Here is a 25,129-nt window from a genome sequence, read left to right as displayed (position 1 = left end):
CAAACATGAGCAATCAACGCGCGGGGTGGAGCCGCCGACAAGTACTGGGAGCGCTGGGCGTGGCGATGTTGGGCGCGCCAGCCCTGGGCAGGGCGCAGTCGGACCGGCCCATCAAATTCATCCTGCCCGTGGGGGTGGGGTCGGGCGTGGACACGATCACGCGGTCGGCCGGCCCGGCGCTGTCCGCCGCGCTGGGCCATACGGTCGTGGTCGAAAACCAGCCGGGCGCGGGCGGCATCGTGGGCACGTCCGCGTTGGTGCGGTCAGCGCCGGACGGCTACACGCTAAGCATGCTGTCGAACAATCATGTGATTTTTCCCAGCGTCTATAAGTCTTTGCCATTCGACCCGCTGGCTGACATCACGCCGATCAGCATGGTGGGCATGACGCCGTTCCTCATCGTGGCCAACCCGAAGCAGATCGCGGCGGGCAACCTCAAGGAGCTGACCGCATTGCTGTCGCGCGAACCCGGCCGCTATAACTACGCCTCGTCGGGCAACGGCACCATCCTGCATCTGGCCGCCGAGATGTTTGTGCAGCAGGCGGGGGTCAAAGCGCGACACATTCCCTATAAAGGCGTGGGCCCCATGATGACGGACCTGATAAGCGGGCAGGTGGATTTCGGCGTCTTGTCGCTGCCTTCGGTGCTGCCGCAGATCAAGAGCGGCGGGCTCAAAGCGCTGGCGGCCTGCGGCGCCGAGCGGATGGCAGCCTTGCCTGATTTGCCCACGGCGCGCGAGCAAGGGCTGACGAATTACGAGATCGGTGGTTGGTTCGCCGCGGCAGGGCCGGCCAACTTGCCGGCGGCCGATGTGCGCCGCATCTACGATGCATTGGGTCGGGCGTTCAACTCACCCGAGGTCAAGCAGGCCATGGCGGCGCAGAATAACCGCATTTTGCTGATGCCCCCCGAACAGACGGCGGCGCACTTTCGTTCTGAAATGGCGAGGTACGCGGTCGTGGTGCGGGGGGCGGGCCTGGAGCTGATGTAGGGCGGGCTGCCGCTGTCGGGCAGGCGCTCAGCCAGTGTTCTGGTCGGCTGCGCGTAGCAAGCCGTAGAGCTTGTCCTTGAGCAGCAGTTTTTCTTTTTTCAGCACCTCGATGTGGGCGCTTGAGGACGGCACCTTGCCGTCCTCCATATTTTGGATTTCCTGGTCCAGGTCGTTGTGACGCTGGAACAGGGCCGAGAAATGCGCGTTCTCGGATTTCAGCTGCGTAATGAGTTGGCGATATTCAGGGAACATTAGGGCCTCTCTCTTGGTAACCCGTTGACGGGGACCGGCACGCGCCAAGCGCGGCGAGCGTCGGCGTCCTCATGACACGCCAACGACTGTTCATTGTCAACCCGCCCCCTGCCAGGGCGGGGCAAGCGGGTTGCGCGCGAACAAGGGCGATACGAACGGGCGCTGAATTTGTCGTTGATATTCACGTTTGATTACATGGCGAGGTCAAGGCGGGGATACACTCTGGCCCCCGTGGTCAGTCATATCGCAGACATGAAACAGCGCGCGTCCGGTGTTCGGCAAGTTTTTGAGCTTTTCCGCAAGGACGGGCGCATCCACCCGGGTACCGGCATGATCAGCGGCGTGATTGCCCTGTTCCTGGCCATTCTGGCCGTGCTGGGCGTGCTGGCTTTTCACTTCCCCGCCTATCTCACCACCCCCGAACTGCGCGCCTTCTACTCCGTGGAAGCGATGCGCACGCTGCTGTTTTCCGCGTTGCTGGTGTCGGGTTCCATTGCGCTTGCCAATACCGTGCTGGGGCGTCAGCGCTGGCTGAACATCTCGGCCTTCGCGCTGGTGTGCTGCGCGGTGGCGGCAGGCGGCAGCCAGGTGGTGGTGACCGCGTCCAACACCGGCAACCACCCGTACCTGGGCCTGGACTGGTTCATTCTGGATCTGCTGGCGTCCAGCATGGTCTTCATCATTTTCGAGAAGTTGACACCGCTGTATCCCGGGCAGCCCGTGTTTCGCGGCGAATGGCAGGTGGACATGAAGCACTTCCTGTTCAACCACCTGTCGGTGGGCGCGGTGCTGCTGTGCATCAATTTTTTCATCCACCGGCTGTTTTCGTGGGCGGCGTATGAACCCTTGCAGGCCGCCATTCAGTCGATGCCGTATTTGCTGGAACTGTTCGTGGCGGTGCTGGTGGCGGACCTGGCTCAGTACGCGGCGCATCGCGTCTATCACGAGGTGCCGTTCATGTGGCGCTTTCACGCGGTGCACCACAGCACGCGCACGCTGGACTGGCTGGCCGGTTCGCGCCTGCACATCGTTGAACTGCTGATCACCCGCGTGGCGGTGTTGGGCGTGCTGTTCGTGCTGGGGTTTTCAAAGGCGGTGCTGGACGCCTACATCATCATCGTCGGGTTCCAGGCCGTGTTGATCCATTCCAACGTGAAGCTGCCGTGGGGCTGGCTGCGCTACATCATCGTGACGCCGGATTTCCATCACTGGCATCACTCGTCAGACACCGAAGCCATCGACAAGAACTACGCCGCGCACTTCTCGTTCATCGATTACGCCTTTGGCACCGCCGTGCGCGGCGTGGGCAAGCGCTTGCCCGAGAACTACGGCATCCTGGACAACGACATGCCGGGCACGTTCCTGGCGCAGCAGGCGTATCCCTTCGCGCGCAAGCGCTAGAGGGTGATGTCCGCTACAGCATCTTGACCGCGCGCCCGATGAATTGAATCGGGCCGGTGGGCTTGCCGATGGGCGAGCCGGTCTTGGGTTCCAGCGTCAGCTCGAAAAGCTGGTTGGGTTCCAACGGCGGCAGCTTGTCCAGCGGGATCCGGACCGGCTCGCCGGGTTTGACCAGGCCCAGCGATACGGGGCCGGCCCAGCCATCGGCCTTGGTCCAGAATTCCAGCGCACGATCCGGCGGCACTTCGGTTGCGGTGATGGGCACCAGTTGCACGGCGCTTTGGCCGGCCTGCGCCTGCACCACCCAGCCGGGCGCTTGCGATTGCGGCGCTACCAACACCACCACATACTGCGGCGCATCGGGCGTGGCCACCGGGCGCAGCGCCAGCGTGCTGCCCAGGATCAGCACCGCCGCCATGCCACCCATGGCCAGGCTGCGCCAGAATGCCAGGCTGTCCCAGAGGCCGGGCTTGGGGGGGGGCTTGGCGCTGGCAGCGGGCCGCGCCTGCGCCTGTGCCGAATCCAGCGTGCGGGTAATGCGAGGCCAAAGGCTGGTCGACGGTTCAACCGGCTCGGACAGGTTGGTCAAGGGCAAGAGCCTGGCTTCCCAGCGCGCGACCGCCGCGCGCAGGTCTGCGTCGTGCGTCATGCGCGCCTGCGCGTCGCGGCGTTGCGTGGCCGACAAGGTGCCCAGCACATATTCGCCAGCGAGCTCGTCGATGTCGTCGTGGGACGGTTGCGGAGCGCTCATGCCAGGCACTCCTTAAGCGCTTGCAGGCTGCGCTTGATCCAGGCCTTGACGGTGCCCAGCGGGGCACCCAGGCGCTTGGCGATTTCGCTGTGCGTCAGCCCCTCTACGTAGGCATGCAGCACGCAGTTGCGGCGTACGGGTTCCAGTTCTTCCAGGCAGGGGCCAATGCGTCCGGCGCTGGCGCGCCAGTCGAAGGCGTCGCGGGTGTCGTGCCAGGCTTCAATGGCGTCGCGCGCGTCCAGGGCGGCGGCCGCGTCATCGTCAACGTCGGTTTCGCGAGCGGTGTCGCGCAGCGCATTCAACGCCAGATTGCGGGTGATGCTGTACACCCAGCCGCGTCCCGATCCGCGCGATGCGTCGAACGTGTCGGCCTGGTTCCAGATCTTGACGAATGCGTCATGCACGATGTCCTCTGCCCAAGCGCGATCGCGCAGGAGTCGTTGGGCCACGCCCAGCAGGCGCGGGCCTTCTTGCCGATACAGCGCTTCCAGCGCGGGCCGGCGACCGGCCGCGCAGGCCTGCAAGGCAGCTTCGTAATCGAAATCCGGGGTCAGGCGGTTCGGCATGCGAGAGCAGTGACGGTAAGGGAGCGGCCGCGCGAACCCGTCATGCGCGGTTGAAGGTTGCGCCATCTTACCGGACTCTCCAGCCGCTGGCCCGCCGATGGGGCGGCGGGCCGGCGGGCTTAGTTCGCCTTCCAGAAAATGTAGTCAGCCTGGTACTTCACCACGCTTTTCTGGCCCAGCATCGCCGTGGTGCACGGCGTCTTCGGCGCCACGCCGCCCTTGAGCGCGACGCGCTGGATGTAGGTCACACCGGTCATCGCGCCCGCGCCCATGGCCGGATTCGCCTGCACCAGTTGGTAGGGGATGTTGCCGTCGCCGGCGGGCGCCACGGCCAGTTGCTTGCCGGTGACTTTCGAGCCGTCCATGGCTTCCCAGGTGGCGGGCGGGCCGTAGTACTTGCCCACCTGCTTGCCCATGCGGTCATTCAGCGCGGCGTTGGGGCCGGCGAACACCCATTCGGCCTGGCCCTTCATGTCGGCCTTGGCGCGGCATTCGTAGGTGATTTCGCCCACGCCCACGGTTTCCCAGGCCACCTTGTTGCCGGCCGGCACCTGGATGCTGGCGGGCAGGTTGGCTTGGGAATAAGCCATGGATTTGGAACTCATCGAGCCGCAGGCGGCCAGGAGCGACACGGCGAACAGGCCGGTAACGACGGGGATGCGGTGCGAACGTTGGGTCTTCATGAGCGGTCTCCAGCGACGTGAAAGGTCTGTAGACGACGCGCACCATGCGCGCCGGTACAGGTACTACACGCGGGAGACCGAATTGGATGCAGGCCGGATGCAAATATTTCTGCATCCGGCCCGCGGGGGAAGATCGCGGCTTAGTTGGCCTTGCGGTTGGCCGAGTACGAGGCCATCAGATTGCGGTAATCAGGAATGTGGTTGGCGAAGAGGGTGCCCAGGCCTTCCACGTCGTTGCGCCAGTCGCGATGCAGTTCGCAGGCCACGCCGAACCACGACATCAGTTGCGCGCCGGCTTGTTCCATGCGGCTCCAGGCGGCGTTGCGGGTAACTTCGTTGAACGTGCCCGACGCATCGGTCACGACGAACACGTCAAAGCCTTCTTCCAGCGCCGACAGGGCGGGGAAGGCGACGCACACTTCGGTGACCACGCCGGCGATGATCAGTTGCTTCTTGCCGGTGGCTTTGACGGCCCGGACGAAGTCTTCGTTGTCCCAGGCGTTGATGTTGCCGGGGCGGGCAATGTAGGGGGCGGTGGGGAATTTGTCTTTCAGTTCCTGGACCAGCGGGCCGTTGGGGCCGTCTTCGAAGCTGGTGGTCAGGATGGTGGGCAGCTTGAAATATTCGGCCAGGTCGGCCAGGGCCAGCACGTTGTTCTTGAATTGGTCCGGTTGGAAATCACGCACCAGGGAAAGCAGGCCAGCCTGGTGATCAACCAGCAGGACGGCGGCTTCGTTCTTGTCCAGTTTCACGTAGGGCTTGGTCATGGTTTTTGCTCCGTTATGTCTTCAAGGTGGTGCGCGGTGTTGCGCGTTGAGTGCATGAACAGAATTCTAAATACCAGCCTATAACCCCGGTAGTCGGCCAAATTGCGCTTCAGCGTTCTATTTATCGGACGATAAGCGGGGTGCGATGAGGGGAGTAAGGGATTTTGGGCTAGTAATGCCGTGGCGCTGCTGCGTATCGCATTCACGCCGGGCAGTTTCACCATACTCCGCCGCCATGAAATCCAGTAACTCCCGTACCGCCGGCAGCAGGCCGCGCCGCGACGGAAAGACGGCATGGACGGCGCCGGGTTCGGGCACCCAGGGTGCACCCACCGGCACCAATGTGCCGGCGTCCAGTTCGTCGCGGATCATCATCAGGGGCAAGGCGGCCACGCCCACGCCGCGCAGGGTGGCTTGCTTGAGCGCCAGCATGTCGTCGGTGACCAGGCGCGGCGTGAAGGGGACGCTCAGGCGGGCGCCGTCGGGCCCGTCCAGCCGCCACTGGCATTCCCGCTGCTCGGTGCCCAGCGCCAAGGTGGGTAATTGCGCGAACTGGGCGACATCGGCGTTTGGGGGTATCGAGCGCGCCAGCGCGGGGCTGGCAACCAGGCTCTGGCAGCTCATACCCAGGTGTTTCATGACCAGGTCGCTGCTTTCCATGGGGCCGAAGCGCACGCGCACCGCCAGGTCAAACCCTTCGCGCAGCACGTCGACCGACCGCGAAAAGCTCTTCAGGTAGACGTGTACCTTGGGGCAGCGTTCCATGAAGCGCGCCACCACATCGCCCAGAAAGTAGTAGATCAGCGCGGGTGGCGCGCTCATGCGGATGGTGCCTTGCGGCTCGGCGTGCGTGCGGTCGATGACGTTCTGCGCCGCTTCGGCCCCGGCCAGCATCGACAGGCACTGGTCGAAATATTCCTGGCCCAGTTCGGTCACGGCAAAGCTGCGGGTGGAACGCTGGATCAGGCGCACGCCCAGCCGCTCCTCAAGCAAGGCGATGCGGCGGCTCAGGCGGGATTTGGGGATGTCCAGCGCGCGGCCGGCGGGCGCGAAACCGCCGTTCTTGACCACCTGGACAAAATAATAGAGATCATTCAAGTCATGCATGATCGTTTCCGCGTTTCTCGATTTCTGAACGTAGCGGCGAGCATATAACGGCGCCGGTGGTTGCCAGAAGACGGAAGCGGAACGGACCCGCGCGGAAAACCCGGTCAGGCCGCCGCGCCCAGCGATTCCTCTTTCCAACGCTGCTTGTCGCGCAGCGGCGGGGTGCCGAACAGGCGGCTGTATTCACGGCTGAACTGCGACGAACTCTCGTAGCCCACGGCATGCGCGGCCAGCGCCACGCCCGCGTCATCGCTCAGCATCAAACGGCGCGCTTCCTGCAAGCGCAGGTGCTTCTGGTATTGCAGCGGGCTCATGGCGGTGGCCTGCTTGAAATGGTGGTGCAAGGAGGACACGCTCATGTGTACGTCGCGGGCGATTTCCTCCACGCGCAGCGGCTGGGCGTAGTTGTCGCGCAGGATGCGGATGGCCTTGGCCACGCGGTTCAACTGGCTGTCTTGCAGCACGGTCTGGCGCAGCACCACCCCTTGGCCGTTCATCAGCAGCCGGTACAGCAGTTCGCGCTTGACCATGGGCGCCAGGATGGGGATGTCGCGCGGGCTGTCCAAGAGGCGCAGCAAGCGCAGCACCACGTCCAGCAACGAGCCGCCCAGCGGATTCACGCACAGCGCGCGAGACGCTTCCGCGGGCACCAGCGGAGGCAGGTTTTCGTCGCTGATCAGCTCGGCGATTTCTTCCGGGTTCAGATCCAGCCGCAGGCCCAGGTAGGGCAGCGTCGGGCTGGCCACCGACACCTTGGCCACGACAGGCAGGTCCACCGAGGAGATCAGGTAATGGAAGGGGTCGTACTCGAAACTCTCATCGCCGATCAGCAGGCGCTTGGAACCCTGGGCAATCACCGCCAGCGCGGCTTTCTGCAACCCCGGCTTGGCGCCGGTGGGCTGTGACAGCCGGTGCAGGTAGAGGCCTTCGATGGGCGTGTCCAGCGACCCTTCCAGATCGCCCGTCATCCGGTCCAGCGTGCAAAGCAGCTCTCGGCGGGCCGGTTCGTAGGCGATGTCCAAGGGGGCGGTAGTGACGGAACCCTCGGGTGGGTCGGTAGTAATAGGCATGGAAGGCATGGGGGCTCCGGAACGCGCGCCGTCCGCGAGGCAAGCCGGCGGCGCCGCAGAGGATAGGGCGAGCCTCAGTGTATGCGCGGTCCTGCCGTGATGAACAGGCACTGTTTTCGGTGTGGAGAAATGGGCAGAAAGTTTGGAGGATCGGGCGCATGCCTGATTCTCCAAGAGGCGTGCCAGAGAATCAGGCAAAAAAAGGGCAGGATCAAGCAGTGCATGCGGCCGTTGGTCGACGCATACTGTTTGCACCCCCGGCAAGCTGGCGTCCGGCGTTCCATTCCGGGGCGCACGGACCCGCGACGCCGCTGACAGGAGCTCAACCATGCGATACAAAAAATTCGGCAGCACCGGCCTATTCGTTTCGGAACTCTGCCTGGGCACCATGACCTTTGGCGGCGAGGGCGAACTGTGGAGCAAGATCGGCAACCTGCAACAGGAAGACGCCAACCGGCTGGTCGGCCGCGCGTTGGACGCGGGCGTCAACTTCATCGACACGGCGGATGTTTATTCGGAAGGCCGCTCCGAAGTCATCACGGGCCAGGCCCTGCGCGATTTGAAGGTGGCGCGCGACGACGTGGTGATCGCCACGAAGGTGTTCGGCCAGACCGGCGCGGGCGTGAATGCGCGCGGCAATTCGCGCGTGCACATCCTGGATGGCGTGAAGAAGAGCCTGGCGCGCTTGCAGTTGGACCACATCGACCTCTATCAGATCCACGGCTTCGACCCCGCCACGCCTATTGAGGAAACCGTGCGCGCGCTGGATACCCTGGTGCAACACGGCCACGTGCGTTACGTGGGGGTGTCCAACTGGGCGGCCTGGCAAATCATGAAGGCGCTGGGCATTGCCGAACGCCTGGGGCTGGCGCGCTTTGAATCGCTACAGGCCTACTACACGATCGCGGGCCGCGACCTGGAACGCGAACTCGTGCCCATGCTGCAAAGCGAAGGCGTCGGGCTGATGGTGTGGAGCCCGCTGGCCGGTGGCCTGCTCAGCGGCAAGTACAGCCGTGATGGCTCGGTTGAAGCCGGCAGCCGCCGCGCCGCCTTCGACTTCCCGCCCGTGGACCGCGACCGCGCCTACGACAGCATCGACGCGCTCAAGTCGGTGGCCGACGCGCGCGGGGTGTCGGTGGCGCAAGTGGCGCTGGCGTGGCTGCTGCATCAGCAAGTGGTCACCAGCGTCATCATCGGCGCCAAGCGGGTGGATCAGTTGGACGACAACCTGGCCGCCACCGCCATCAAGCTGACACAAGACGAGCTGGCCGCGCTGGACAAGGTCAGCGCGCTGCCGCCCGAGTATCCCGGCTGGATGCACGTGCGCCAAGGCGAATTCCGCCGCCAGCAGTTGCTTGAGTCGGGCGCGGTGTAAGCCCGACGGGGGTGGGGTTGGACGGGTGACCAGCTAGTAGAATCCTGGCAGCTTTAACGAATGAAGACGCCAGATGACCCACCCGTTTTCCCCCGACGATGTGCGCGTCTTGCGCGAACACGGCATTGCGCTGTTCGCCGACCGCGTGCTGATCGCGGTGCAGCCGCCCTTGTCCGACGCGCGCATCGCGGAGATTGAATCCGCCTGCGCCGGCCCCTTGCCACTAGCCTTGCGCGACCTATGGCGCCTGACCGCCGGCGGCGAGCTGGCCTACGACCTGCACGCGCGGATGAACGGCAATGAAGAGGCCCTGAGCTGGTCCGAACTGTTCTACGACGGCAGCGACCACTATCGCGATCTGCAAGGCTGGATCGAACACGAACAAGAGTGCGCCGAAGCCGCCGCCGCCGAAGACGGCGAGACCTGGAACGGCACGCTGCGCTATCTGCCGATAGGCGGTTTTGAATACTGCGACCGCATCTATGTGGTGACGGAGCCCGGCCCCCGCGCTGGCAGCATCGTGGCCTGGAAGCAGGGTCTGCCCGGCTGGACACACGCCCTGCAACAGGATGGCATTGCAACGATTGCGCCGGATCTGCACGCCGCCTTCGCCGCGCTGTCCCTGGAGACAGACCCGCAAGACGACCTGGATAGCCCCGGCGTGCGCGTGCTGGAATATCTGGACGAACGGGTGTCGGACCATGGCATGCCGCAAGCGCTGGCGGACGCGCTCGTCGCGTACCACCGGCGCGCGCTGGTGGACTGGCGTGGCCCGCTGGCGGCCGGCACGCTGATGCAGTCGCCGCGTTTGGCCGGCCTGGCTTTGCAACACGCCATCAGAAAGGATGACGCGGCGCTGGTGCGGCAATTGGCAGAGCAGGGCATGCGTTTCGACCAGCCCTTGCGCGGTAGCGCCACGCCGGTGGACGTAGCCTTGATGCAGCACGCTTACGCCGCCGCCGACGCCTTGTTGCAAGCGGGCGCGGCGGTCAGCCCAACGGCCATTCATCGCTTTGACCGCAAGCCCTCGGTTGAACTCGTCCTGCGGCTGTTGGCGCAAGGCGCTCAAGCCGATGCGCTGGGCGTGGCCCGATGCGTGGCCTGCGGATCGCCCGAGGCCGCGCGCCGCGTCGCGGCCGCCTGCGGTGACGGTATCGCCGCCGCGTTTGCAGAGGTGCGCGATGCCATGGCCAACCGCTACCAGGAGGACCTGCGCAAGGTGCGCGCGGGCGAGCTGGGCCATTACCTCGGCGCGGACGGCTTGGCCGAACGCGTTGCCAACCTGCGGCAGTTTTCGCTATGACCTTGCGGGTGTCTTGCCTGGAAGGGCGAGGCCCGCTGTGCTGGCGCCCACCGTGCGCCGTCCCCGACTAGAATGTGCTTCGCGTTTGCGTGAGCGCGTTCTTGCTTTGAAGGGACTAGCGTGGCCATTCCGTATCTGCGCAGACTGACATCCGTCAGCCGTAGCCCACAAGCCAACAGGCATCTTGCCTATTTCCTGACCTTTACTGCCGGCGCGGTCAACGCGGGCGGCTTTCTGGCCGTCCAGCAATACACCTCGCACATGTCGGGCATCGTTTCCATGATGGCCGACCACATGGCGCTGGGCGGCCTGGTGGTGGTGTTGCAAGGCTTGGCGGCGCTGCTGTCGTTTCTGGCGGGCGCCGCCAGCTCGGCGTTCCTGATCAACTTCGGGCGGCGCTCCCACCTGGCCAGCGAATATGCCTTGCCGCTGCTGCTGGAAGCCGTGCTGCTGCTGGTGTTTGGCCTCTTGGGCGCCAACCTGGAGACGCTGCGTTGGTTCTACGTGCCCGGCACCGTGATGCTGCTGTGCTACATCATGGGCCTGCAGAACGCGATGATCACCAAGGTGTCACGCTCCGAGATCCGCACCACGCACGTCACCGGCATGGTGACCGACATCGGCATTGAACTGGGCAAGCTGTTTTATTGGAACGTGGCCAAGAGCGACACGCAACACAAGCCGCCCGTGTTCGCCGACCGAGGCAAGCTGATCGTGCTGAGCCTGATGGTGTCGCTGTTTTTTGTTGGGGGCGTGACGGGGGCGTATTCGTTCTTCCACTTCGGCTTCGGGTCGACCTGGCCGCTGGCGCTGCTGCTGACCCTGTTGGCCGCCGTGCCGGTCATGGACGATATCCGCGGCTTCATTCGCCGCGTTTAACGCGACGGCGTCACCGTTTCGCTTTACGCGCTACGGCGTGGCCCAGGAAGACCTGCAGCGCGGCCAAGGTTTCGTAGTGCAGCTTTTCCAGCCGCGCGTCCTTGGCCGGCTCCGTGATGGCGTAGCCCCTGGCGTCCAGGGGGTAGGGCTCACCCAGCAGGCGCGCCATGTCGATCTGGTAATAGCTGGCGTCGCCATACGGCCGCTTGCCGTCGATCATCGGCATGGGCCAGAATCGATCTCCTTCACGCAGTACGGCTTCCAGTTGCCGCGGGTTTGCCTCACGCCAGACGGCGGCGCGCAACAAGGCCAGGTGTTCGGCGCGCAGCGTGAACCCGCCTAGTGTGTCCATGCCGCTTTGCGGGAAGTCGAAGGCGTCTTTCATCTCGGTCGGCAGCGGGTAATGACCCGGAGCAAGTTTGCCCACGGACGCCACAAAGCCGGGCAGCACGCGGCACACTTCGGCCAGGCGCCGGATGGCCAGCACGTCGTCCGACGTCTTCAATGCGCGGCGCGCGATGGCCAGTGTGTCGGGGCCTCCCAGCAGCGGTTGTTCGAAATCAATGCCCGGCGCGCCGGATTCGATCGGCATCCATTGCACCCGCAGCAAGCGTATCAGCGTCGCGTGCTGGGAAGAGATGGGGATGGCGTCGGGCGGCTGGGCGAATACCTGCCGGATGATGGGTTTGCGGTCGGTGGCGGCCAGGGCGCGCAATGGCGCCATCGTCAGCCAGCCCAAACTCACACCTATACCCAGGCTCTTGAACAGCGCACGGCGTTTCATCATGGTTGCCCGGATTACTTGCGCAGGTCGGCCAGCGCCGACTCGGCCAGCGTATAGCCCGGTTGAATCCGCAGCGCGTCTTCATAGGACAGGCGCGCATCGGCCATACGCCCCATGCGGCGTTGCAGGTTGCCTTGATTGGTCAGAATCAACGCACTGGCGGGTTTGGCGCGCACGGCCTGCTGATAAGCCTTCAGCGCATCATCCGGGCGGTCCATGGCATCCAATAGCGACGCCTGCAGGTTGTAGCCGATGCTCCAGTCCGGAAAGCGGTTCGTCAGCGCCTGCGTCGTGGCCAAGGCATTGGGAAAATCCCCGCGCTGCGCCTGCGCGCCGGCCTTGTTGACGTATGCCCACTTATGGTCCGGATTCAGCTTGATGGCCTCGTCGAACAGGTCTTGGGCGGCGGGCAGCTTGCCTTGCTGCGCTTGCAGCTTCCCCAGAAACACCCTGACGTCGGCGTTGCGAGGGTCCTGGCGGGCCATCTCTTCGGCCACGCGCTGCGCCTCCTGCGGATCGTTCGCCCGCAAGGCAGCCGAGATCCGCGTGTTCAGCGTTTGCATGGCGGGCGGCAGTTGTTTGATGCGGGCTTGCAGCGCTTCGTTTTCCGCGCGCAGTTCGGATTGGTACGCGTGGTCCAGTTGCGCGGCGGGTTGCGCATGGGCGGCCGGCACGGCAAGGCCGATGAAGCAGGCTAGGGCCGGCCCGAGCAGGCAGGCAAACACACGGCGGCTCAGGGGTGCAGGCATGGTGGTCGGCAGTCCTTGAAAGAGGGATGTGCGGGCGGCAGGGGGGAGCGGATGCCTACGATACCGGAAGCGGGGCGCGCGGTAAAAAAACAAAGACGCCCAACGCAAAAAGCCCGGCGCGCGGGCCGGGCTGGAACGATGGCCCCGCAGGGCCGGCTGTCAATCACCTCATCAGTTTGGCATCAACACGGTGTCAATTACGTGGATCACGCCATTGGACTGATAGACGTCATAGGTGCTGATGGTGGACACGCCGCCCTTTTCGTCCTTCAGGGTCAGGTTGTGCTTGCCGTTCATCATCACCCACAGCTTGCCGCCGCTTGCAGTCGTTAATTCAGTCTTGCCGCCGCCCTTTTTGATCCGGGCGGCCAGCGCGTCGAAATCCATCTTGCCGGGCACTACGTGGTAGGTCAGGATCTTGGTCAGCGTGGCCTTGTTTTCAGGCTTGACCAGCGTGTCCACCGTGCCCGCGGGCAACTTGCCGAAGGCTGCGTTGGTCGGCGCGAACACCGTGAAAGGGCCCTTGCCCTGCAGCGTATCCACCAGGCCCGCCGCCTTTACCGCCGCCACCAGCGTGGTGTGGTCCGCGGAATTCACCGCGTTGGCGACGATGTTCTTGGCGGGCATCATCGGCTGGCCGCCCACCATGACGTCGGCCGCGAAAGTGGGCGACAGGGTCAGGGCCGAGCAAGCGATGGCAATCGAGGCTAGCAATTTCATGACGATCTCCTTTTGTGTGGCCGTCATGAGGAGATACGGGGCCAGCCTGCGATTGGATGCGCGATTCGGTCTACGGACAAACCCTGATCAGATGACCTTGCCGCTCAAGACGACCGGGCCGGTGGGGATGCCGCCGGGGGCGCCGCCCGCCGGTTCCAAAGTAATGGCGACGGTGTCGCCCTGCTGCGGCAGCAGGCTTGGGGCCAGCACCGTGGTCTGGCCGGGCAGCACCAAGCCGAGCGAGCGCGGCGCCTGTCCGGGCGTGATCGACCACAATTCCAGCGCGCGGCCATCGGCCAGCGCCACCAGGTCTTGCATGGGCTGCACGGCCAGGCGGTTGTCCGGCAGCGTATTCACCACCATGGCGCCGGGCGCCTTGTCACCGGACAGCACGGCAACCGTGCGTACCTCTACAGGCGTGGGGGCTGGCTTGAGCATCAGGAACGCCAGCACCACTACGGCCGTCGCCAAGCCGGCGGACACCGCGCGCCACCAGGACAGGCCGCGCGAAGACGCGGGCGCGCGCGCGGCCGGGGCGGCGGGCGCGATGCGCGCGGCGATTGCCTTCCACACATGCGCGGGTGGCGTTTCGGGGGGCAGGGCCAGCGCCAGCGGCAACAGCCGGTCTTCCCATTCCGTGACCGCGCGCCGCAAGCCGGCGTCATCGCGCATCAGGGTGATGAAACGCTGCCGCGCACCCGCGCGCAAGCCGCCCAGCACGTACTCGGCGGCCAGGCGGTCCTGCAGTTCGGGGTGGCGGTAATTCATTCCAGGCACCTTTTCAGCCGTTGCAAGCCACGGCGTATCCAGCTCTTGATCGTTCCCAGCGGCGTGTCCAGGCGCGTGGCGATGTCGGGGTGCGCCAGATCATCAAAAAACGCCATGGCGATGGCAACCCGCTGCGGCCCTTCCAACTGCCCCATGCAATCGGCCAGGCGACGGCCGTCCTGGCTGGCCTGCAAACGGGCAAGCGGGCCGGGGCTGTCGTCGCCCATGGCCAGCGTCAGCGTGTCGTCCGGGTCCGGCACCACGACGTCGGGCCGCCTCAGGCGGTCGATGCAGCGGTTCCGGACGATGCGGGTCATCCACGTCATGGGTTGGCTCTGCTCGGCCTGGTATTGGCCGGCCTGGCGCCAGATCGATACGAAACACTCTTGCAGCACGTCTTCCGCGGCGGCCTGGTCTCTCAACATACGTCTGGCCAGTGCAAACAGATGCGGGGACGCAAGGCGATAGATCTCCGCCAGTGCGGATTCGCGTTTTTCCGCGCACTGGACAAGCAGGGCCTGCAGGTGTTGAGCGTCGGGCATCGGTTCCTATGTGGGAAGGGGCACGCTGGTGCAGAGCATACCGGGCCAAGGCGCCGGCGTCACTATTGAACTGGGTGCCGAGCAGGGCACTACAATGCCCGGCACACCCGACATGCGGGGTGCGTCACAGCCCCGGGCCCCGGCCGGCCCGGACAAAAGCGTAGAGCTTGCAATCGACACACAGGGGGAGCAGACAGGACATGGACGCAGAATTCTGGTTGGAACGCTGGCGCGAAGGGCGCACGCACTTCCATCAGACCCGGATTACACCGCTCTTGCAGAAGTATTGGCCCACGTTGGCCGTACCGCAGGGTGGACGGGTGCTGGTGCCGTTGTGCGGAAAATCGCTGGACATGGTGTGGCTGGCGGCGCAGGGGCACTCGGTGCTGGGCGTCGAGCTTTCCCAGCTTGCGGTGGAACAGTTCTTCACCGAAAACGAGCTGCGCCCCGTGACGCATGAATCCGTCTACGGCACGCACTACGTGGCGGGCAATATTGAAATCATTCTTGGCGACATCTTCAAGCTGGATTCGCAACTGTTGTCGCACTGCGTGGGCGCCTACGATCGCGCCGCGCTGGTCGCGCTGCCCGAAGCCATGCGGGCCGACTACGTGCGCCACGTCTATGGTCAGTTATCGCCCGCCAGTCGGGGCTTGCTGATCACGCTGGACTATCCGCAGGAAGAGATGGCGGGGCCGCCATTCTCGGTGGTGGACAGCGAAGTGCAGGCGATCTTCACCGGCGTGGCGCCGGCGGTCATCATCGACCGCCGCGATATCCTCGACAAAGAACCCAAGTTCCAGGGCGCGGGCGTCAGCCGGCTGGACACCGTGGTGTACCGGCTGGGCGTGCAAGACGCCTGAGCGCTGACGTGACGGCGCGGCGGGCGATGGCAAGGCCGTTCAGGTCATCAGCCAGCCGCCCGCCACATCCAATACCTGGCCGGTCACAAACCGGGCCTGGTCGGAGGCAAAGAACAGGCAGGCGTCGGCCACCTCTTCCGGGGTGCCCAGGCGACGCAGCGCCGTCACCCGCGCCACGGCATCGTTGATCTCCTGGGGCACGCTTTTCAGCAGCGGCGTGCTGATACGCCCAGGCGCCAGCCCATTGACGGTGACATCGAATTCGCCCAGCTCAGCGGCCCAGTGTCGGGTCAAGCCGATCAGCCCGGCCTTGGTGGCCGCGTAATGCGCCGCCACGATGTCGCAGTACGCCTTGCCCGCCACCGACGACATATTGATCACGCGCCCCTGGCGCTGCTTGACCATGTGCGGCGTGGCCAGGTGCGTCATGTAGAACACGCTGTTCAGGTTCACCGACATCACCTTGTCCCATTCCGCGGGCGGCATCTCCCAGACTTTCAGTGCGCGGCCGTCGGTCTTGGGGGAAATGCCCACGTTGTTGACCAGGATCGTGGCAGCCCCCAGGTCGGCCGTGATGCGGTCGTAGGCGGCCTGGCACTGGTCGAAGTGGGCCACGTCGGCGGGCACGAACGTCACATCGTGTCCGCGTTCCTTAAGCGCCTGTTCGTAGGCCGCGCCCGCCTGCGCATTGAAGTCGACCAGGCCCACGCGCCCGCCTTCGGCCAGAAAGCCCTCGACGATGGCCGACCCGATGCCGCCGACGGCGCCCGTCACGATGGCGACCTGGCCGTCAAAGCGAGCCTTCATGTCTGCACTCATGCACCCACCTTCAACATGATCTTGCCGATGTGCTGGCTGCTTTCCATCAAGGCATGCGCGCGTGGCGCATCCGCCAGCGGAAAGACCTCGTGGATCAGCGGCAGGCATTGGCCTTGTTCCATCAGCGGCACCACCTTCGCGGCCAGCGCCTGGGCGATGGCGCCCTTGTCATCGTCCGAGCGCGGCCGCAGTGTGGACCCCGTGAATTGCAGTCGCTTGGTCATGATGGGCAGGGCGTCGATCTCGGCCTTGCTGCCTTCCAGGAAAGCGATCTGCACCAGCCGCCCGTTCACGGCCAGGAGCCTGATGTTCTTGTTGATGTAAGACCCGCCCACCATGTCCAGAATGACGTCCACGCCCCCGCCCTGGGTAGCCTGGCGCACCTCGGCTTCGAAGTCGGTGTCGCGGTACAGCACGGCGTGATGCGCGCCGGCTTTCAGGCAGGCCTCGGCCTTGGCGGCGTTGCCCACGGTGGTCCAGACCTCGGCGCCAAACGCCCGCGCCAATTGAATGGCCGTCAGCCCGATGCCGCTGGAGCCGCCATGCACCAGGAATTTCTCGCCGGAAGCCAGACGGGCGCGGTCAAACACATTGGTCCAGACCGTGAAGTAGTTCTCGGGAATGGCGGCGGCCGTCAGCAGGTCCATCCCGCGCGGCACGGGCAGACAGTGGCGTTCGTCCGCCAGGCAGTACTGGGCGTAGCCGCCGCCCGGCGTCAGCGCGCAGACGGTATCGCCTTTTTTCCAGGCGGTCACGTCGGGGCCCACGTCGATGATGGTGCCGGACACTTCCAGCCCCAGGTAGGGCGACGCGCCCGGGGGCGGGGGGTAAGAGCCCGAACGTTGCAGCACGTCGGGGCGGTTGACCCCGGCATAGGCCACTTCAATCAGCACCTGCCGGCCGGCGGGCGCGTCCATGTCGCGTTGGGCGATGTGCATGCAATCGGGCGCGCCGCCCTTGCCATGGTCGATGAATGTGCAGCGTAGGGTCATAAGAGGAATCCTGGTTTTAATGGCCCAGATAGGCCTTCTTTACATGCGGATCGCTAAGCAGTTCAGCGCCCGTGCCGGTGCGCACGATGGCGCCGTTTTCCAGCACATAGCCGCGGTCGGCCAGGCGCAGGGTGCGGAACACGTTCTGCTCGACCAGCAGCACCGTCACGCCATGCGAGGTGACGTCGCGGATGATGTCGAACATCTGCTGCACCAGCAGCGGCGACAAGCCCAGCGAGGGTTCGTCGAACACCAGCAGCTTGGGGTCTGCCATCATGCCGCGCGCGATGGCCACCATCTGCTGTTCCCCGCCCGACAAAGACCCGGCGTACTGCGACAAGCGTTCTTTCACGCGCGGGAAAATCCGCAGCACCTCGTCCAGCTTCTGCTGCACGATGGGGCGCGCGGCGCGCTTGTACGAACCCATCAGCAGGTTGTCTTTCACCGTGAAGTGCGGGAACAGCTGGCGGCCTTCCGGAATCATCGTGATGCCGGCGTCCACGATGTCGTAGGGGTTGTGGTTGGTGAGGTCGCGGCCTTCGAATTCCACCTTGCCTTGCAGCGTGGGAATGACGCCGCACAGCGTTTTCAGGGTGGTGGTCTTGCCCGCCCCGTTCGCGCCGATCAGGGTCACGATTTCGCCCGCGTTGACCTCGAAGTTCAAGCCGTTCAGCACTTGGCTCTTGCCATAGCCCGACGTCAGATTCGACACCTTAAGCATCCTGGTACTCCTTGCCCAAATACGCCTCGATGACGGCGGGGTTCTCGACCACGTCCTTCGGCGCGCCGCTGACCAGCACGCCGCCTTCGTTCAAGACGATAATGCGGTCGGACAGCGCCATCGTGGCCTGCATCATGTGTTCGATCAGCAGCACCGACACCCCGGAATCTCGGATGCGCCGGATCATCTGGATGGACTTCTCGATGTCGGTCGGGTTCAGCCCCGCCATCACTTCATCCAGCAGAAGAATGCGCGGCTTGATGGCCAGCGCGCGGGCGATCTCCAGCCGCTTCATGCCACCCACCGTCAGGCTGCGCGCCTCGGTGTTCAGGGACTTGGTCAAGTCCGTCTGCTCGGCCACCTTCAACGCAATCTGCTCGGCCTCGTCACGGTTCGACGTGCGGATGAACGCGCCCAGCATGATGTTCTCCAGCACCGTCAGGCCGGTGAACGGCTTGGCGATCTGGAAGGTGCGGCCCAGCCCCTTGTGCGCGAACTCGTCCGGCGTCTTGCACGTGACCCAGTTGCCGTCCGCGTCCAGCATCGAAATATCGCCCTTGTCCGGCGACAAGAAGCCGGACAGCAGGTTGAACACCGTGGTCTTGCCCGCGCCGTTCGGCCCGATCATGCCCAGGATTTCGTTCTGGTTCAGCGTCAGCGATACGTCGTTGGTGGCGCGCAGGCCGCCGAAGCTCTTGAACAGCTTTTCAGCCTTCAGCACTGGCTGATCAGAACGGGTGGCGCTGTGCAGGCGCAGTTCGTCAGCCAATTGCCGCTTCTTGCGCGGCGTGCCCAGATAAGGCAGGCGCGCCAATGCGCGTTCGATGGCGGGGCCAAACGCACCGGCCAGGCCGCGCGGAATGGTCAGCACCACGGCCACCAGAATCACACCGTAGATCAGCCCGTGCATGCCGTTGCCCACGCTGGACAGCCAGCCACGCGCCAGTTCCGCGATGGGCAGCACGAGGAAGGTGCCCGCGATGGGGCCGGCCACGGTGCCCAGGCCGCCGATCAGGGCGAACATGGCCACCTGGATCGACAGCTCCAGCGAGAACGCCGAACTGGGATCCACGAAGGTCAGGTAGGTAATGTGGAAGGTGCCGATGATGCTGGTCAGCATGGCGGACACCACCGCCGCGATGATCTTCACCCGCACGGTATGGATACCCACGGCCAGCGCCGCATCCTCGCGCTCTCGGATGGCGATCAGGTAATGGCCGATGCGCGACTTGCGGATCGCCCACGACACCCACGTCACGAACAGGAACAGGCCGAACGCGATGATTACGTAGTTCATCTTTTCGCGGAACACGATCCACGCCCAGCCTATGTTCAGCGGCAGGCTGATGCCGCTTGAGCCGCCCGTCCAGCTTTCTTCGTGGATGACCAGCAGGCGCACCACTTCAAGAATGGCGATGGTGGCCAGCGCGAAGAACGGGCCGCGCAGCCGCAAGGTGGGATAGCTGATCAGGATGGCCACGGCCGCCGAGATCGCCGCGCCCGCCAGCATGCCGATCCACGGCGATATGCCGAAGTTCTGCGTCAGCAGCGTGGCCGTATAGCCGCCGATGCCGTAGAACACCGCATGGCCCAGCGAAAGCTGGCCCGCGTAGCCGCCCACGATATTCCACGCCACGGATAGCGACGCAAAGACGAACAGCAGTACAAACAGGTTGGTCCAGAAAGGCGTACCCATGACGACGGGCACGAGGAACATCACAATCAGCAGAATCAGGCTGACGTAGGCTTTGGGGCTTCGAAAGTCGGGAAACACGTCTCGCTCCTTGTGGCTCTGATCACTCTGTACCGACGCCGAACAGGCCGTTCGGTCGCAGGACAAGGATCAAGAGGAAGATCCCGAAATACACGACCTCTTTCAGGTCGGGGGCGATGTAATAACCGGCCAGCGTATCCACGATGCCGATGATCATGGAGCCGGCCACGGCGCCATACAGGCTGCCCAGTCCGCCCAGCACCACGATCACGAAGGCGGTCAGCACGAAGTACGTGCCCACCGTTGGAAACACCGGATACTGCGGCGCCAGCAAGCCCGCCGCGATGCCGACGAAGGCCGTGCCCAGGCCGAAGGCGATGGCGTACACGTTGTTCACGTTCACGCCCATCAACGTGGCGGCATAGCGATGCTGCGCCACCGCGCGCAGCGCGCGACCCAGGTACGTGCGATGCATGAAAAAATGCAGCAATATCGCCAGGCTGATGCCGATCACGAAGGTGATCACCTGCCCCGTCACCATAGAGTAATTGCCGACGGCAATGGCGTTCGTGCCCAGCTCCACCGGCGCGCGATACACATTGGCGCCGAAGATCACCAGCGCAAGATTCAGCAGGATGGTGGACACGCCCACCGTGGCGAAAATCTGGATGTGCTGGTCTGCATGCAACAGCGGCTGGATGATGCCCTTTTGCGTCAGCGCGCCCAGCGCGAACAGAATCACCGCCACCGGCACCAGGCCCACATAAGGGTGGACGCCGAATTGCGCGGCGATCAGGTAAACCAGGTACATGCCAACCATCAGGAACTCGCCGTGTGCGAAGTTCACGACGCGCACGACGCCGAAGATCAACGTCAGCCCCAGGCTGATGATGGTGTACGCGCCGCCCAGCAACAGGCCATTGATGACCAGTTGAATGAAAATATCCATGGTGCAACCTCTTAGAGCGGGACGCGGCCCCGGCGTGGCCGCTGCGATGGCGGCCGCGCCGGGGCGCGATATTCCCGGGAAACATCAGGCGCCCCCGAGCGCCTGATCACTGGCGTCGCGCTTACTTGTTGAAGATGGGCTTGCCAAGTGCGAGGTTGCTGGGCGCGATGGTGACGAGCTTGCCGTCCTGCCATTGCATGACGTAGAACGTCGAGGCGTTGTTCTGGCCGTCTTCACCGAAGTCGAATCCCCAGCCGTTGGCCGTCTGGCCAGCCGGCTTCTTGTAGGCCAGGACCGCGGCGCGGATCTTGTCCTTGTCGGTGGACTTGGCGTTGCCAATGGCTTCAAAGAAGGCCTTGGCGCCGACGTAGTTGGTCAGGCTGTGGCCGGACTGCGGGTCGCTCTTGTAGGTGGCTTTGTAGGCGGCCAGGAATTTGTCCAGGCCCGGCGCGCCAGCCGGATTGATGGACGCTTGGGGGAAGTCCAGGTCGAACACGCCATTCATGTCGGCGCCCACCGCCTTGGCGGTATCGGCCAGCGAATAACCGCCGCCTGCGCCGATCACGACCTTGGGCTTGAAGCCCGCCGCGCGTGCCTGGCTGAAGTACAGGATGGCGTCGTTCTGGTAGGCCGTTTGCAGCACGACGTCGACCTTGGCGCCTTTCAAGCGCAGGATCAACGACGACAAGTCCACGGTCTTGGCCGAATAGGGCAGCACTTCGGCCACGGTGTAACCCAGCTCTTGCGCGCGCTTTTTCTCGGTGGCCGCCACGTCGGTGCCATAAGGCCCGTCTTCGTGGATGATGCCGATCTTGATGTCCTTGGGGTTCAGGCCCATGCCGGGGGCGATGGTGTCGTGCAGCGCGTTCACGACCGACACGCCGTACAGCGCCGTATTGGGATTGCTGCGGAACAGGTACTTGTAGCCGCGCGTGGTGATCTTGTGGGCGGTGGCGCCCAGTTCGAAATAGGGCACGCCAGCCAGTTCGGTCACGGGCGTGGCCGCATACGAAATGCCCGAGGCGTAGCTGCCGAACACCCCCACCACGTTGGACGAGATCAGGCGCTTGGTTTCCGACACGGCTTGCGTCGGGTCCACGGCGTCCGCCTTGATGAGTTCGATCTTCTCTCCGTTGACGCCGCCCGCGGCGTTGATTTCGTTGACGGCAAGCTCCAGCCCGCGATAGCTCTCTTGTCCCAGAAGCGCAAGCGCGCCGCTGAACGGGAAGAGGGCGCCCACTTTCATGTCGGCCGCCGCGGTGCCGCTTGCCAGTGCGCCGCACACGCCCAGCGCCAAAATAACCTTGTTGAACTTGAACACTGTCTACGCTCCTTTGTTGGTATGGGATGCGGACTGTCTTGAGTGTTGTCCGTCTTTTTTAAATATATGATATATGTGCCGGCCAGGTACAAAAACCCCGAATTGGATTCTAGTGGTGGCTGCGGCGGGCCGAATCGGGGAATTCCCTAAAGCCGCATGAATAAAGACTTAGCGGCCGATGGCCTAGGAAAAGAAGCGCAAAATTCCGTCAGGCGAGCCCTGTCTTTCCGTCATGCTAAAGCGTGCTGTATGTGCTGGAAAATATTGCGCCACGTCATATATCGTATATCATCAAGCGCGTGCTTTTCCATAAAAACCAGGAGACAACAGCATGTTCGAGGAAGTCGATTTCGCCGGAAAACGGGTCTTGATCACCGCTGGCGCTGACGGCCTTGGCTTGGAAATGGCCAAGGTATTCCGCCACGCCGGCGCAACGGTTTTCGTGTGCGATGTCAACGAAGCGCGTGTGGCAGCCATTCCGTCCGAACTGCCCGGCGTGCAGGCCATGGTGGCGGACGTGTCTGACGAAGACAGCGTGGGCGCGCTCTTTGCCGCCGTCAAGCAGAAACTGGGCGGGCTGGACATTCTGATCAACAACGCCGGCGTGGCAGGGCCCACCGGTTACGTTGAAACGCTGTCGAAGGCCGATTGGGACCGCACGCTGGCCGTCAACATCACCGGCCAATTCCTGTGCGCCCGCCAGGCCATCCCCCTGCTGAAGGAATCAAAGGCGGGTGTGATGATCAACCTGTCGTCCGCCGCCGGCCACCTGGGCTTTGCCGGGCGCTCGGTGTATTCCGCGTCCAAGTGGGCGGTGATCGGCTTCACCAAATCGTTGGCGATTGAGCTTGGGCCGCACGGGATCCGGGTCAACGCCATCTTGCCGGGGGCCGTTGAAGGTCCGCGCATCCGCGCCGTCATCGCCGCCAAGGCCGATACGCTGGGGCGTCCGGTTGAAGAAATTGCCGCGCAGTACGAAGGCCAGGCCGTGCTGGGCCGCATGGTCACTGCGCGCGACATTGCCAACACCGTGTTGTTCAACGCCAGCGAAGCGGCCCGCAGCGTGACGGGTCAGGCGCTAGTGATCGACGGCTTTACGCAGAAGCTCTACTGATGGGCGCCGATTCCGCTGTGAATTCCTCGCCCCGTATCGCCGCCATTATCGGTACGGGCCTGATCGGCCAAGGTTGGGCCATCGTGTTTGCGCGCCAGGGCTGGCAGGTGCGCCTTCATGACGTCAACGCCGCCATGCTGGCCGAAGCTCGCATGCTGATCTTGCAGCAATTGCGCGAACTGCAATCGCAGGGGCTGTTGACGGATGCAGACGCCATCATCGGCCGCGTCCATATTGCCGACAGCCTGGCCGACGCGCTCAAGGGCGCCTGCTACATCCAGGAAAACTCGCCCGAAAAGCTTGAGATCAAGCGCGCCTTGTTCTCGGCGCTGGATGCAGCCGCCGAGCCCGAGGCCGTCATTGGCAGTTCCACCTCCAGCATTCCCGCCAGCCAGTTCACCGACCATCTGCCAGGACGCCACCGCTGCCTGGTCGCGCATCCCGTCAACCCGCCGTATCTGATTCCCGTGGTGGAGCTTTGCCCCGCGCCATGGACCAGCACGGACGCGCTGCAACGCGCCAGTGACATCATGGCGGCCATCGGGCAAAAGCCCGTACGGCTGCGCCGTGAAATCGAAGGCTTCATCCTGAACCGCCTGCAAGGCGCCTTGCTGCACGAGGCCTTCCGGCTGGCCAAGGAGGGCATTGCCAGTGCTGAAGACATCGACACGACGGTCAAGGACGGGCTGGGCCTGCGCTGGTCGTTCATGGGGCCGTTCGAAACCATCGACCTGAACGCGCCCGGCGGCATCGCGGACTATTGCGCGCGCTACGGCGGGCTGTACCAGTCCATCGGCGCCGACCAAACCGAATGCGTGGCCTGGGACGCCGCGCTGGTGGGGGCCTTGGCGGACGAACGCCGCCGCCTGCTGCCGCAAGAAGACCTTGCCAAGCGCCGTTTCTGGCGCGACGAAAAACTGATGCGCTTGATGCGCCACAAACAACAGGACGGAGACAAACATGGCTAAGCCGAAACAGAAAGTCGTCATTACCTGCGCCGTGACGGGCGCGATCCACACGCCCAGCATGTCGCCGCACCTGCCGGTCACGGCTGACGAGATCGCTGAAGCCGCCATCGGCGCGGCGCAGGCCGGCGCGGCCGTATTGCACCTGCATGCGCGCGATCCCGAAACGGGCAAGCCGTCGCAAGACCCGGCATTGTTCAAGCCGTTTCTTGAGCGCATCAAGAACGAGACGGACGCCATCATCAACATCACCACTGGCGGCAGCCCCCACATGACGGTGGAAGAGCGCATGCGCCCGGCCACGACGTTCAAGCCGGAGCTGGCGTCGCTGAACATGGGGTCGATGAACTTTGGCTTGTTCCCAATGCTGGACCGCTTCAAAGAACTTAAGCACGACTGGGAAAGGGAGCATCTTGAGAACAGCCGTTCACTGATTTTCCGCAACACCTACCAGGACATCGAATCCATTCTGACGCTGGGCAACGCCAACGGCACGCGCTTCGAGTTCGAGTGCTACGACATCAGCCACCTGTACAACCTGGCGCATTTTGTTGACCGCGGGCTGGTCAAGTCGCCGCCGTTCATCCAGTCGGTGTTTGGCATCCTGGGCGGCATCGGCCCGCACCCGGAAGACCTGATGCACATGAAGCGCACGGCTGACCGGCTGTTCGGCGACGACTATGAATGGTCCATCCTGGGCGCGGGCCGCAATCAGATGCCGCTGGCTACTATCGGCGCGGCGATGGGCTCGAACGTGCGGGTGGGATTGGAAGATTCGCTGTGGATCGGGCCGGGCCAATTGGCGGAGTCGAATCGCTTGCAGGTTGAACGCATCCGCACCATTGTCGAAGCGCTGAACCTGGAAGTGGCCACGCCTGACGAAGCGCGCGCCAAGCTCGGCCTGAAGGGGCGGGACAACGTGGCGTTCTGAGTTGGCGTTCTGATCAGGCGGGGGCGGTGCC

Annotated in this window: 26 protein-coding genes and 1 pseudogene; 9 read left to right on the top strand and 18 right to left on the bottom strand. The window is 64.3% G+C overall.

Annotated elements, in window-relative coordinates:
• Positions 1–5 precede the first annotated feature (5 nt).
• Complete coding sequence (locus ELS24_RS22505; RefSeq protein ID WP_164741287.1) at positions 6–992, top strand: Bug family tripartite tricarboxylate transporter substrate binding protein; 987 nt, start codon at positions 6–8, stop codon at positions 990–992.
• Positions 993–1,019: 27 nt separating this feature from the next.
• On the opposite strand, the gene ELS24_RS22500 is transcribed toward ELS24_RS22505, so the two are convergent.
• A complete protein-coding gene (locus ELS24_RS22500; RefSeq protein WP_050448397.1) occupies positions 1,020–1,244 on the bottom strand; it encodes a YdcH family protein in 225 nt (74 codons plus the stop codon).
• Between the two features lie 252 nt (positions 1,245–1,496).
• Here ELS24_RS22500 and ELS24_RS22495 point away from each other — a divergent pair, with 252 nt between their 5' ends.
• The gene (locus ELS24_RS22495; protein ID WP_050448433.1) at positions 1,497–2,645 is read left to right on the top strand and encodes a sterol desaturase family protein; all 1,149 of its coding nucleotides are present in this window, start codon (positions 1,497–1,499) and stop codon (positions 2,643–2,645) included.
• Positions 2,646–2,658: 13 nt separating this feature from the next.
• On the opposite strand, the gene ELS24_RS22490 is transcribed toward ELS24_RS22495, so the two are convergent.
• From ELS24_RS22490 to ELS24_RS22465, 6 genes are all read right to left on the bottom strand, one after another.
• Positions 2,659–3,396, bottom strand: a complete 738-nt coding sequence (locus ELS24_RS22490) for an anti-sigma factor (protein WP_127185431.1) — start codon at positions 3,394–3,396, stop codon at positions 2,659–2,661.
• Positions 3,393–3,962, bottom strand: a complete 570-nt coding sequence (locus tag ELS24_RS22485) for a sigma-70 family RNA polymerase sigma factor (protein ID WP_127185430.1) — start codon at positions 3,960–3,962, stop codon at positions 3,393–3,395. Before ELS24_RS22485 ends, ELS24_RS22490 begins: the two co-directional genes overlap by 4 nt.
• Before the next feature lie 119 nt (positions 3,963–4,081).
• Positions 4,082–4,645 (bottom strand): DUF3455 domain-containing protein, encoded by a 564-nt coding sequence (locus tag ELS24_RS22480; RefSeq protein WP_050448394.1) that lies wholly within the window; start codon positions 4,643–4,645, stop codon positions 4,082–4,084.
• A 140-nt stretch (positions 4,646–4,785) separates the two neighbouring features.
• Positions 4,786–5,412: an isochorismate family cysteine hydrolase YcaC gene (gene ycaC, locus ELS24_RS22475; protein ID WP_050448393.1), complete on the bottom strand. Its 627-nt coding sequence runs from the start codon at positions 5,410–5,412 to the stop codon at positions 4,786–4,788.
• Positions 5,413–5,529: 117 nt separating this feature from the next.
• On the bottom strand, positions 5,530–6,519 hold the full coding sequence (locus tag ELS24_RS22470) for a LysR substrate-binding domain-containing protein (RefSeq protein ID WP_127185429.1): 990 nt from the start codon (positions 6,517–6,519) through the stop codon (positions 5,530–5,532).
• A gap of 104 nt (positions 6,520–6,623) precedes the next feature.
• The gene (locus tag ELS24_RS22465) at positions 6,624–7,589 is read right to left on the bottom strand and encodes an AraC family transcriptional regulator (RefSeq protein ID WP_050448432.1); all 966 of its coding nucleotides are present in this window, start codon (positions 7,587–7,589) and stop codon (positions 6,624–6,626) included.
• Positions 7,590–7,917: 328 nt separating this feature from the next.
• Here ELS24_RS22465 and ELS24_RS22460 point away from each other — a divergent pair, with 328 nt between their 5' ends.
• From ELS24_RS22460 to ELS24_RS22450, 3 genes and pseudogenes are all read left to right on the top strand, one after another.
• Entirely contained in the window at positions 7,918–8,964 is a 1,047-nt protein-coding gene (locus tag ELS24_RS22460; RefSeq protein WP_127185428.1) for an aldo/keto reductase, read from the top strand.
• A 73-nt stretch (positions 8,965–9,037) separates the two neighbouring features.
• Positions 9,038–10,267 (top strand): SMI1/KNR4 family protein, encoded by a 1,230-nt coding sequence (locus ELS24_RS22455; RefSeq protein ID WP_127185427.1) that lies wholly within the window; start codon positions 9,038–9,040, stop codon positions 10,265–10,267.
• A gap of 120 nt (positions 10,268–10,387) precedes the next feature.
• A pseudogene (locus ELS24_RS22450) lies at positions 10,388–11,125 on the top strand (YoaK family protein); the annotation flags it as partial.
• Positions 11,126–11,156: 31 nt separating this feature from the next.
• On the opposite strand, the gene ELS24_RS22445 reads toward ELS24_RS22450, so the two are convergent.
• From ELS24_RS22445 to ELS24_RS22425, 5 genes are all read right to left on the bottom strand, one after another.
• Complete coding sequence (locus ELS24_RS22445) at positions 11,157–11,933, bottom strand: hypothetical protein (protein WP_240669365.1); 777 nt, start codon at positions 11,931–11,933, stop codon at positions 11,157–11,159.
• 11 nt (positions 11,934–11,944) lie between these two features.
• Positions 11,945–12,679, bottom strand: a complete 735-nt coding sequence (locus ELS24_RS22440) for a tetratricopeptide repeat protein (protein WP_127185425.1) — start codon at positions 12,677–12,679, stop codon at positions 11,945–11,947.
• A gap of 171 nt (positions 12,680–12,850) precedes the next feature.
• Complete coding sequence (locus tag ELS24_RS22435; RefSeq protein ID WP_050448386.1) at positions 12,851–13,399, bottom strand: fasciclin domain-containing protein; 549 nt, start codon at positions 13,397–13,399, stop codon at positions 12,851–12,853.
• An 87-nt stretch (positions 13,400–13,486) separates the two neighbouring features.
• Positions 13,487–14,167 carry an anti-sigma factor gene (locus ELS24_RS22430; RefSeq protein WP_050448385.1) on the bottom strand — a complete coding sequence of 227 codons (681 nt, stop codon included), beginning with the start codon at positions 14,165–14,167 and terminating at the stop codon, positions 13,487–13,489.
• On the bottom strand, positions 14,164–14,709 hold the full coding sequence (locus ELS24_RS22425; RefSeq protein WP_127185424.1) for a sigma-70 family RNA polymerase sigma factor: 546 nt from the start codon (positions 14,707–14,709) through the stop codon (positions 14,164–14,166). Before ELS24_RS22425 ends, ELS24_RS22430 begins: the two co-directional genes overlap by 4 nt.
• Positions 14,710–14,909: 200 nt before the next feature.
• Here ELS24_RS22425 and ELS24_RS22420 point away from each other — a divergent pair, with 200 nt between their 5' ends.
• On the top strand, positions 14,910–15,572 hold the full coding sequence (locus ELS24_RS22420) for a thiopurine S-methyltransferase (RefSeq protein WP_127185423.1): 663 nt from the start codon (positions 14,910–14,912) through the stop codon (positions 15,570–15,572).
• A gap of 39 nt (positions 15,573–15,611) precedes the next feature.
• On the opposite strand, the gene ELS24_RS22415 is transcribed toward ELS24_RS22420, so the two are convergent.
• From ELS24_RS22415 to ELS24_RS22390, 6 genes are all read right to left on the bottom strand, one after another.
• Complete coding sequence (locus ELS24_RS22415) at positions 15,612–16,379, bottom strand: SDR family oxidoreductase (RefSeq protein ID WP_050448382.1); 768 nt, start codon at positions 16,377–16,379, stop codon at positions 15,612–15,614.
• 8 nt (positions 16,380–16,387) lie between these two features.
• On the bottom strand, positions 16,388–17,383 hold the full coding sequence (locus ELS24_RS22410; RefSeq protein ID WP_050448381.1) for an NAD(P)H-quinone oxidoreductase: 996 nt from the start codon (positions 17,381–17,383) through the stop codon (positions 16,388–16,390).
• A gap of 16 nt (positions 17,384–17,399) precedes the next feature.
• A complete protein-coding gene (locus ELS24_RS22405; RefSeq protein WP_050448380.1) occupies positions 17,400–18,104 on the bottom strand; it encodes an ABC transporter ATP-binding protein in 705 nt (234 codons plus the stop codon).
• Complete coding sequence (locus ELS24_RS22400) at positions 18,097–19,878, bottom strand: ABC transporter permease subunit (RefSeq protein WP_127185422.1); 1,782 nt, start codon at positions 19,876–19,878, stop codon at positions 18,097–18,099. Before ELS24_RS22400 ends, ELS24_RS22405 begins: the two co-directional genes overlap by 8 nt.
• 22 nt (positions 19,879–19,900) lie before the next feature.
• The gene (locus tag ELS24_RS22395) at positions 19,901–20,767 is read right to left on the bottom strand and encodes a branched-chain amino acid ABC transporter permease (protein WP_050448378.1); all 867 of its coding nucleotides are present in this window, start codon (positions 20,765–20,767) and stop codon (positions 19,901–19,903) included.
• Between the two features lie 121 nt (positions 20,768–20,888).
• Complete coding sequence (locus ELS24_RS22390) at positions 20,889–22,088, bottom strand: ABC transporter substrate-binding protein (protein ID WP_127185421.1); 1,200 nt, start codon at positions 22,086–22,088, stop codon at positions 20,889–20,891.
• Positions 22,089–22,419: 331 nt separating this feature from the next.
• Here ELS24_RS22390 and ELS24_RS22385 point away from each other — a divergent pair, with 331 nt between their 5' ends.
• From ELS24_RS22385 to ELS24_RS22375, 3 genes are read left to right on the top strand one after another with little or no spacing between them, the layout of a single operon-like run.
• Positions 22,420–23,202, top strand: a complete 783-nt coding sequence (locus ELS24_RS22385; protein ID WP_127185420.1) for an SDR family oxidoreductase — start codon at positions 22,420–22,422, stop codon at positions 23,200–23,202.
• A complete protein-coding gene (locus tag ELS24_RS22380) occupies positions 23,202–24,170 on the top strand; it encodes a 3-hydroxyacyl-CoA dehydrogenase (protein WP_127185419.1) in 969 nt (322 codons plus the stop codon). Before ELS24_RS22385 ends, ELS24_RS22380 begins: the two co-directional genes overlap by 1 nt.
• Positions 24,163–25,098, top strand: coding sequence for a 3-keto-5-aminohexanoate cleavage protein (locus ELS24_RS22375; RefSeq protein WP_050448374.1), 936 nt, complete (start codon positions 24,163–24,165; stop codon positions 25,096–25,098). Before ELS24_RS22380 ends, ELS24_RS22375 begins: the two co-directional genes overlap by 8 nt.
• Positions 25,099–25,129 lie beyond the last annotated feature (31 nt).

Source organism: Achromobacter spanius, from assembly GCF_003994415.1.
GTDB lineage: Bacteria > Pseudomonadota > Gammaproteobacteria > Burkholderiales > Burkholderiaceae_B > Achromobacter > Achromobacter spanius_C.
Note: the sequence above shows the minus strand (reverse complement) of the source record. Positions and strands in the feature narration are given on the sequence as shown.

Excerpts from the sequence above, each read along its gene's own strand:
- ELS24_RS22505 (WP_164741287.1), top strand. The coding sequence starts at position 6 with ATGAGCAATCAACGCGCGGGGTGGAGCCGCCGACAAGTACTGGGAGCG.
- ELS24_RS22500 (WP_050448397.1), bottom strand. The coding sequence starts at position 1,244 with ATGTTCCCTGAATATCGCCAACTCATTACGCAGCTGAAATCCGAGAAC.
- ELS24_RS22495 (WP_050448433.1), top strand. The coding sequence starts at position 1,497 with ATGAAACAGCGCGCGTCCGGTGTTCGGCAAGTTTTTGAGCTTTTCCGC.
- ELS24_RS22490 (WP_127185431.1), bottom strand. The coding sequence starts at position 3,396 with ATGAGCGCTCCGCAACCGTCCCACGACGACATCGACGAGCTCGCTGGC.
- ELS24_RS22485 (WP_127185430.1), bottom strand. The coding sequence starts at position 3,962 with ATGCCGAACCGCCTGACCCCGGATTTCGATTACGAAGCTGCCTTGCAG.
- ELS24_RS22480 (WP_050448394.1), bottom strand. The coding sequence starts at position 4,645 with ATGAAGACCCAACGTTCGCACCGCATCCCCGTCGTTACCGGCCTGTTC.
- ycaC (WP_050448393.1), bottom strand. The coding sequence starts at position 5,412 with ATGACCAAGCCCTACGTGAAACTGGACAAGAACGAAGCCGCCGTCCTG.
- ELS24_RS22470 (WP_127185429.1), bottom strand. The coding sequence starts at position 6,519 with ATGCATGACTTGAATGATCTCTATTATTTTGTCCAGGTGGTCAAGAAC.
- ELS24_RS22465 (WP_050448432.1), bottom strand. The coding sequence starts at position 7,589 with ATGCCTATTACTACCGACCCACCCGAGGGTTCCGTCACTACCGCCCCC.
- ELS24_RS22460 (WP_127185428.1), top strand. The coding sequence starts at position 7,918 with ATGCGATACAAAAAATTCGGCAGCACCGGCCTATTCGTTTCGGAACTC.
- ELS24_RS22455 (WP_127185427.1), top strand. The coding sequence starts at position 9,038 with ATGACCCACCCGTTTTCCCCCGACGATGTGCGCGTCTTGCGCGAACAC.
- ELS24_RS22445 (WP_240669365.1), bottom strand. The coding sequence starts at position 11,933 with ATGATGAAACGCCGTGCGCTGTTCAAGAGCCTGGGTATAGGTGTGAGT.
- ELS24_RS22440 (WP_127185425.1), bottom strand. The coding sequence starts at position 12,679 with ATGCCTGCACCCCTGAGCCGCCGTGTGTTTGCCTGCCTGCTCGGGCCG.
- ELS24_RS22435 (WP_050448386.1), bottom strand. The coding sequence starts at position 13,399 with ATGAAATTGCTAGCCTCGATTGCCATCGCTTGCTCGGCCCTGACCCTG.
- ELS24_RS22430 (WP_050448385.1), bottom strand. The coding sequence starts at position 14,167 with ATGAATTACCGCCACCCCGAACTGCAGGACCGCCTGGCCGCCGAGTAC.
- ELS24_RS22425 (WP_127185424.1), bottom strand. The coding sequence starts at position 14,709 with ATGCCCGACGCTCAACACCTGCAGGCCCTGCTTGTCCAGTGCGCGGAA.
- ELS24_RS22420 (WP_127185423.1), top strand. The coding sequence starts at position 14,910 with ATGGACGCAGAATTCTGGTTGGAACGCTGGCGCGAAGGGCGCACGCAC.
- ELS24_RS22415 (WP_050448382.1), bottom strand. The coding sequence starts at position 16,379 with ATGAAGGCTCGCTTTGACGGCCAGGTCGCCATCGTGACGGGCGCCGTC.
- ELS24_RS22410 (WP_050448381.1), bottom strand. The coding sequence starts at position 17,383 with ATGACCCTACGCTGCACATTCATCGACCATGGCAAGGGCGGCGCGCCC.
- ELS24_RS22405 (WP_050448380.1), bottom strand. The coding sequence starts at position 18,104 with ATGCTTAAGGTGTCGAATCTGACGTCGGGCTATGGCAAGAGCCAAGTG.
- ELS24_RS22395 (WP_050448378.1), bottom strand. The coding sequence starts at position 20,767 with ATGGATATTTTCATTCAACTGGTCATCAATGGCCTGTTGCTGGGCGGC.
- ELS24_RS22385 (WP_127185420.1), top strand. The coding sequence starts at position 22,420 with ATGTTCGAGGAAGTCGATTTCGCCGGAAAACGGGTCTTGATCACCGCT.
- ELS24_RS22380 (WP_127185419.1), top strand. The coding sequence starts at position 23,202 with ATGGGCGCCGATTCCGCTGTGAATTCCTCGCCCCGTATCGCCGCCATT.
- ELS24_RS22375 (WP_050448374.1), top strand. The coding sequence starts at position 24,163 with ATGGCTAAGCCGAAACAGAAAGTCGTCATTACCTGCGCCGTGACGGGC.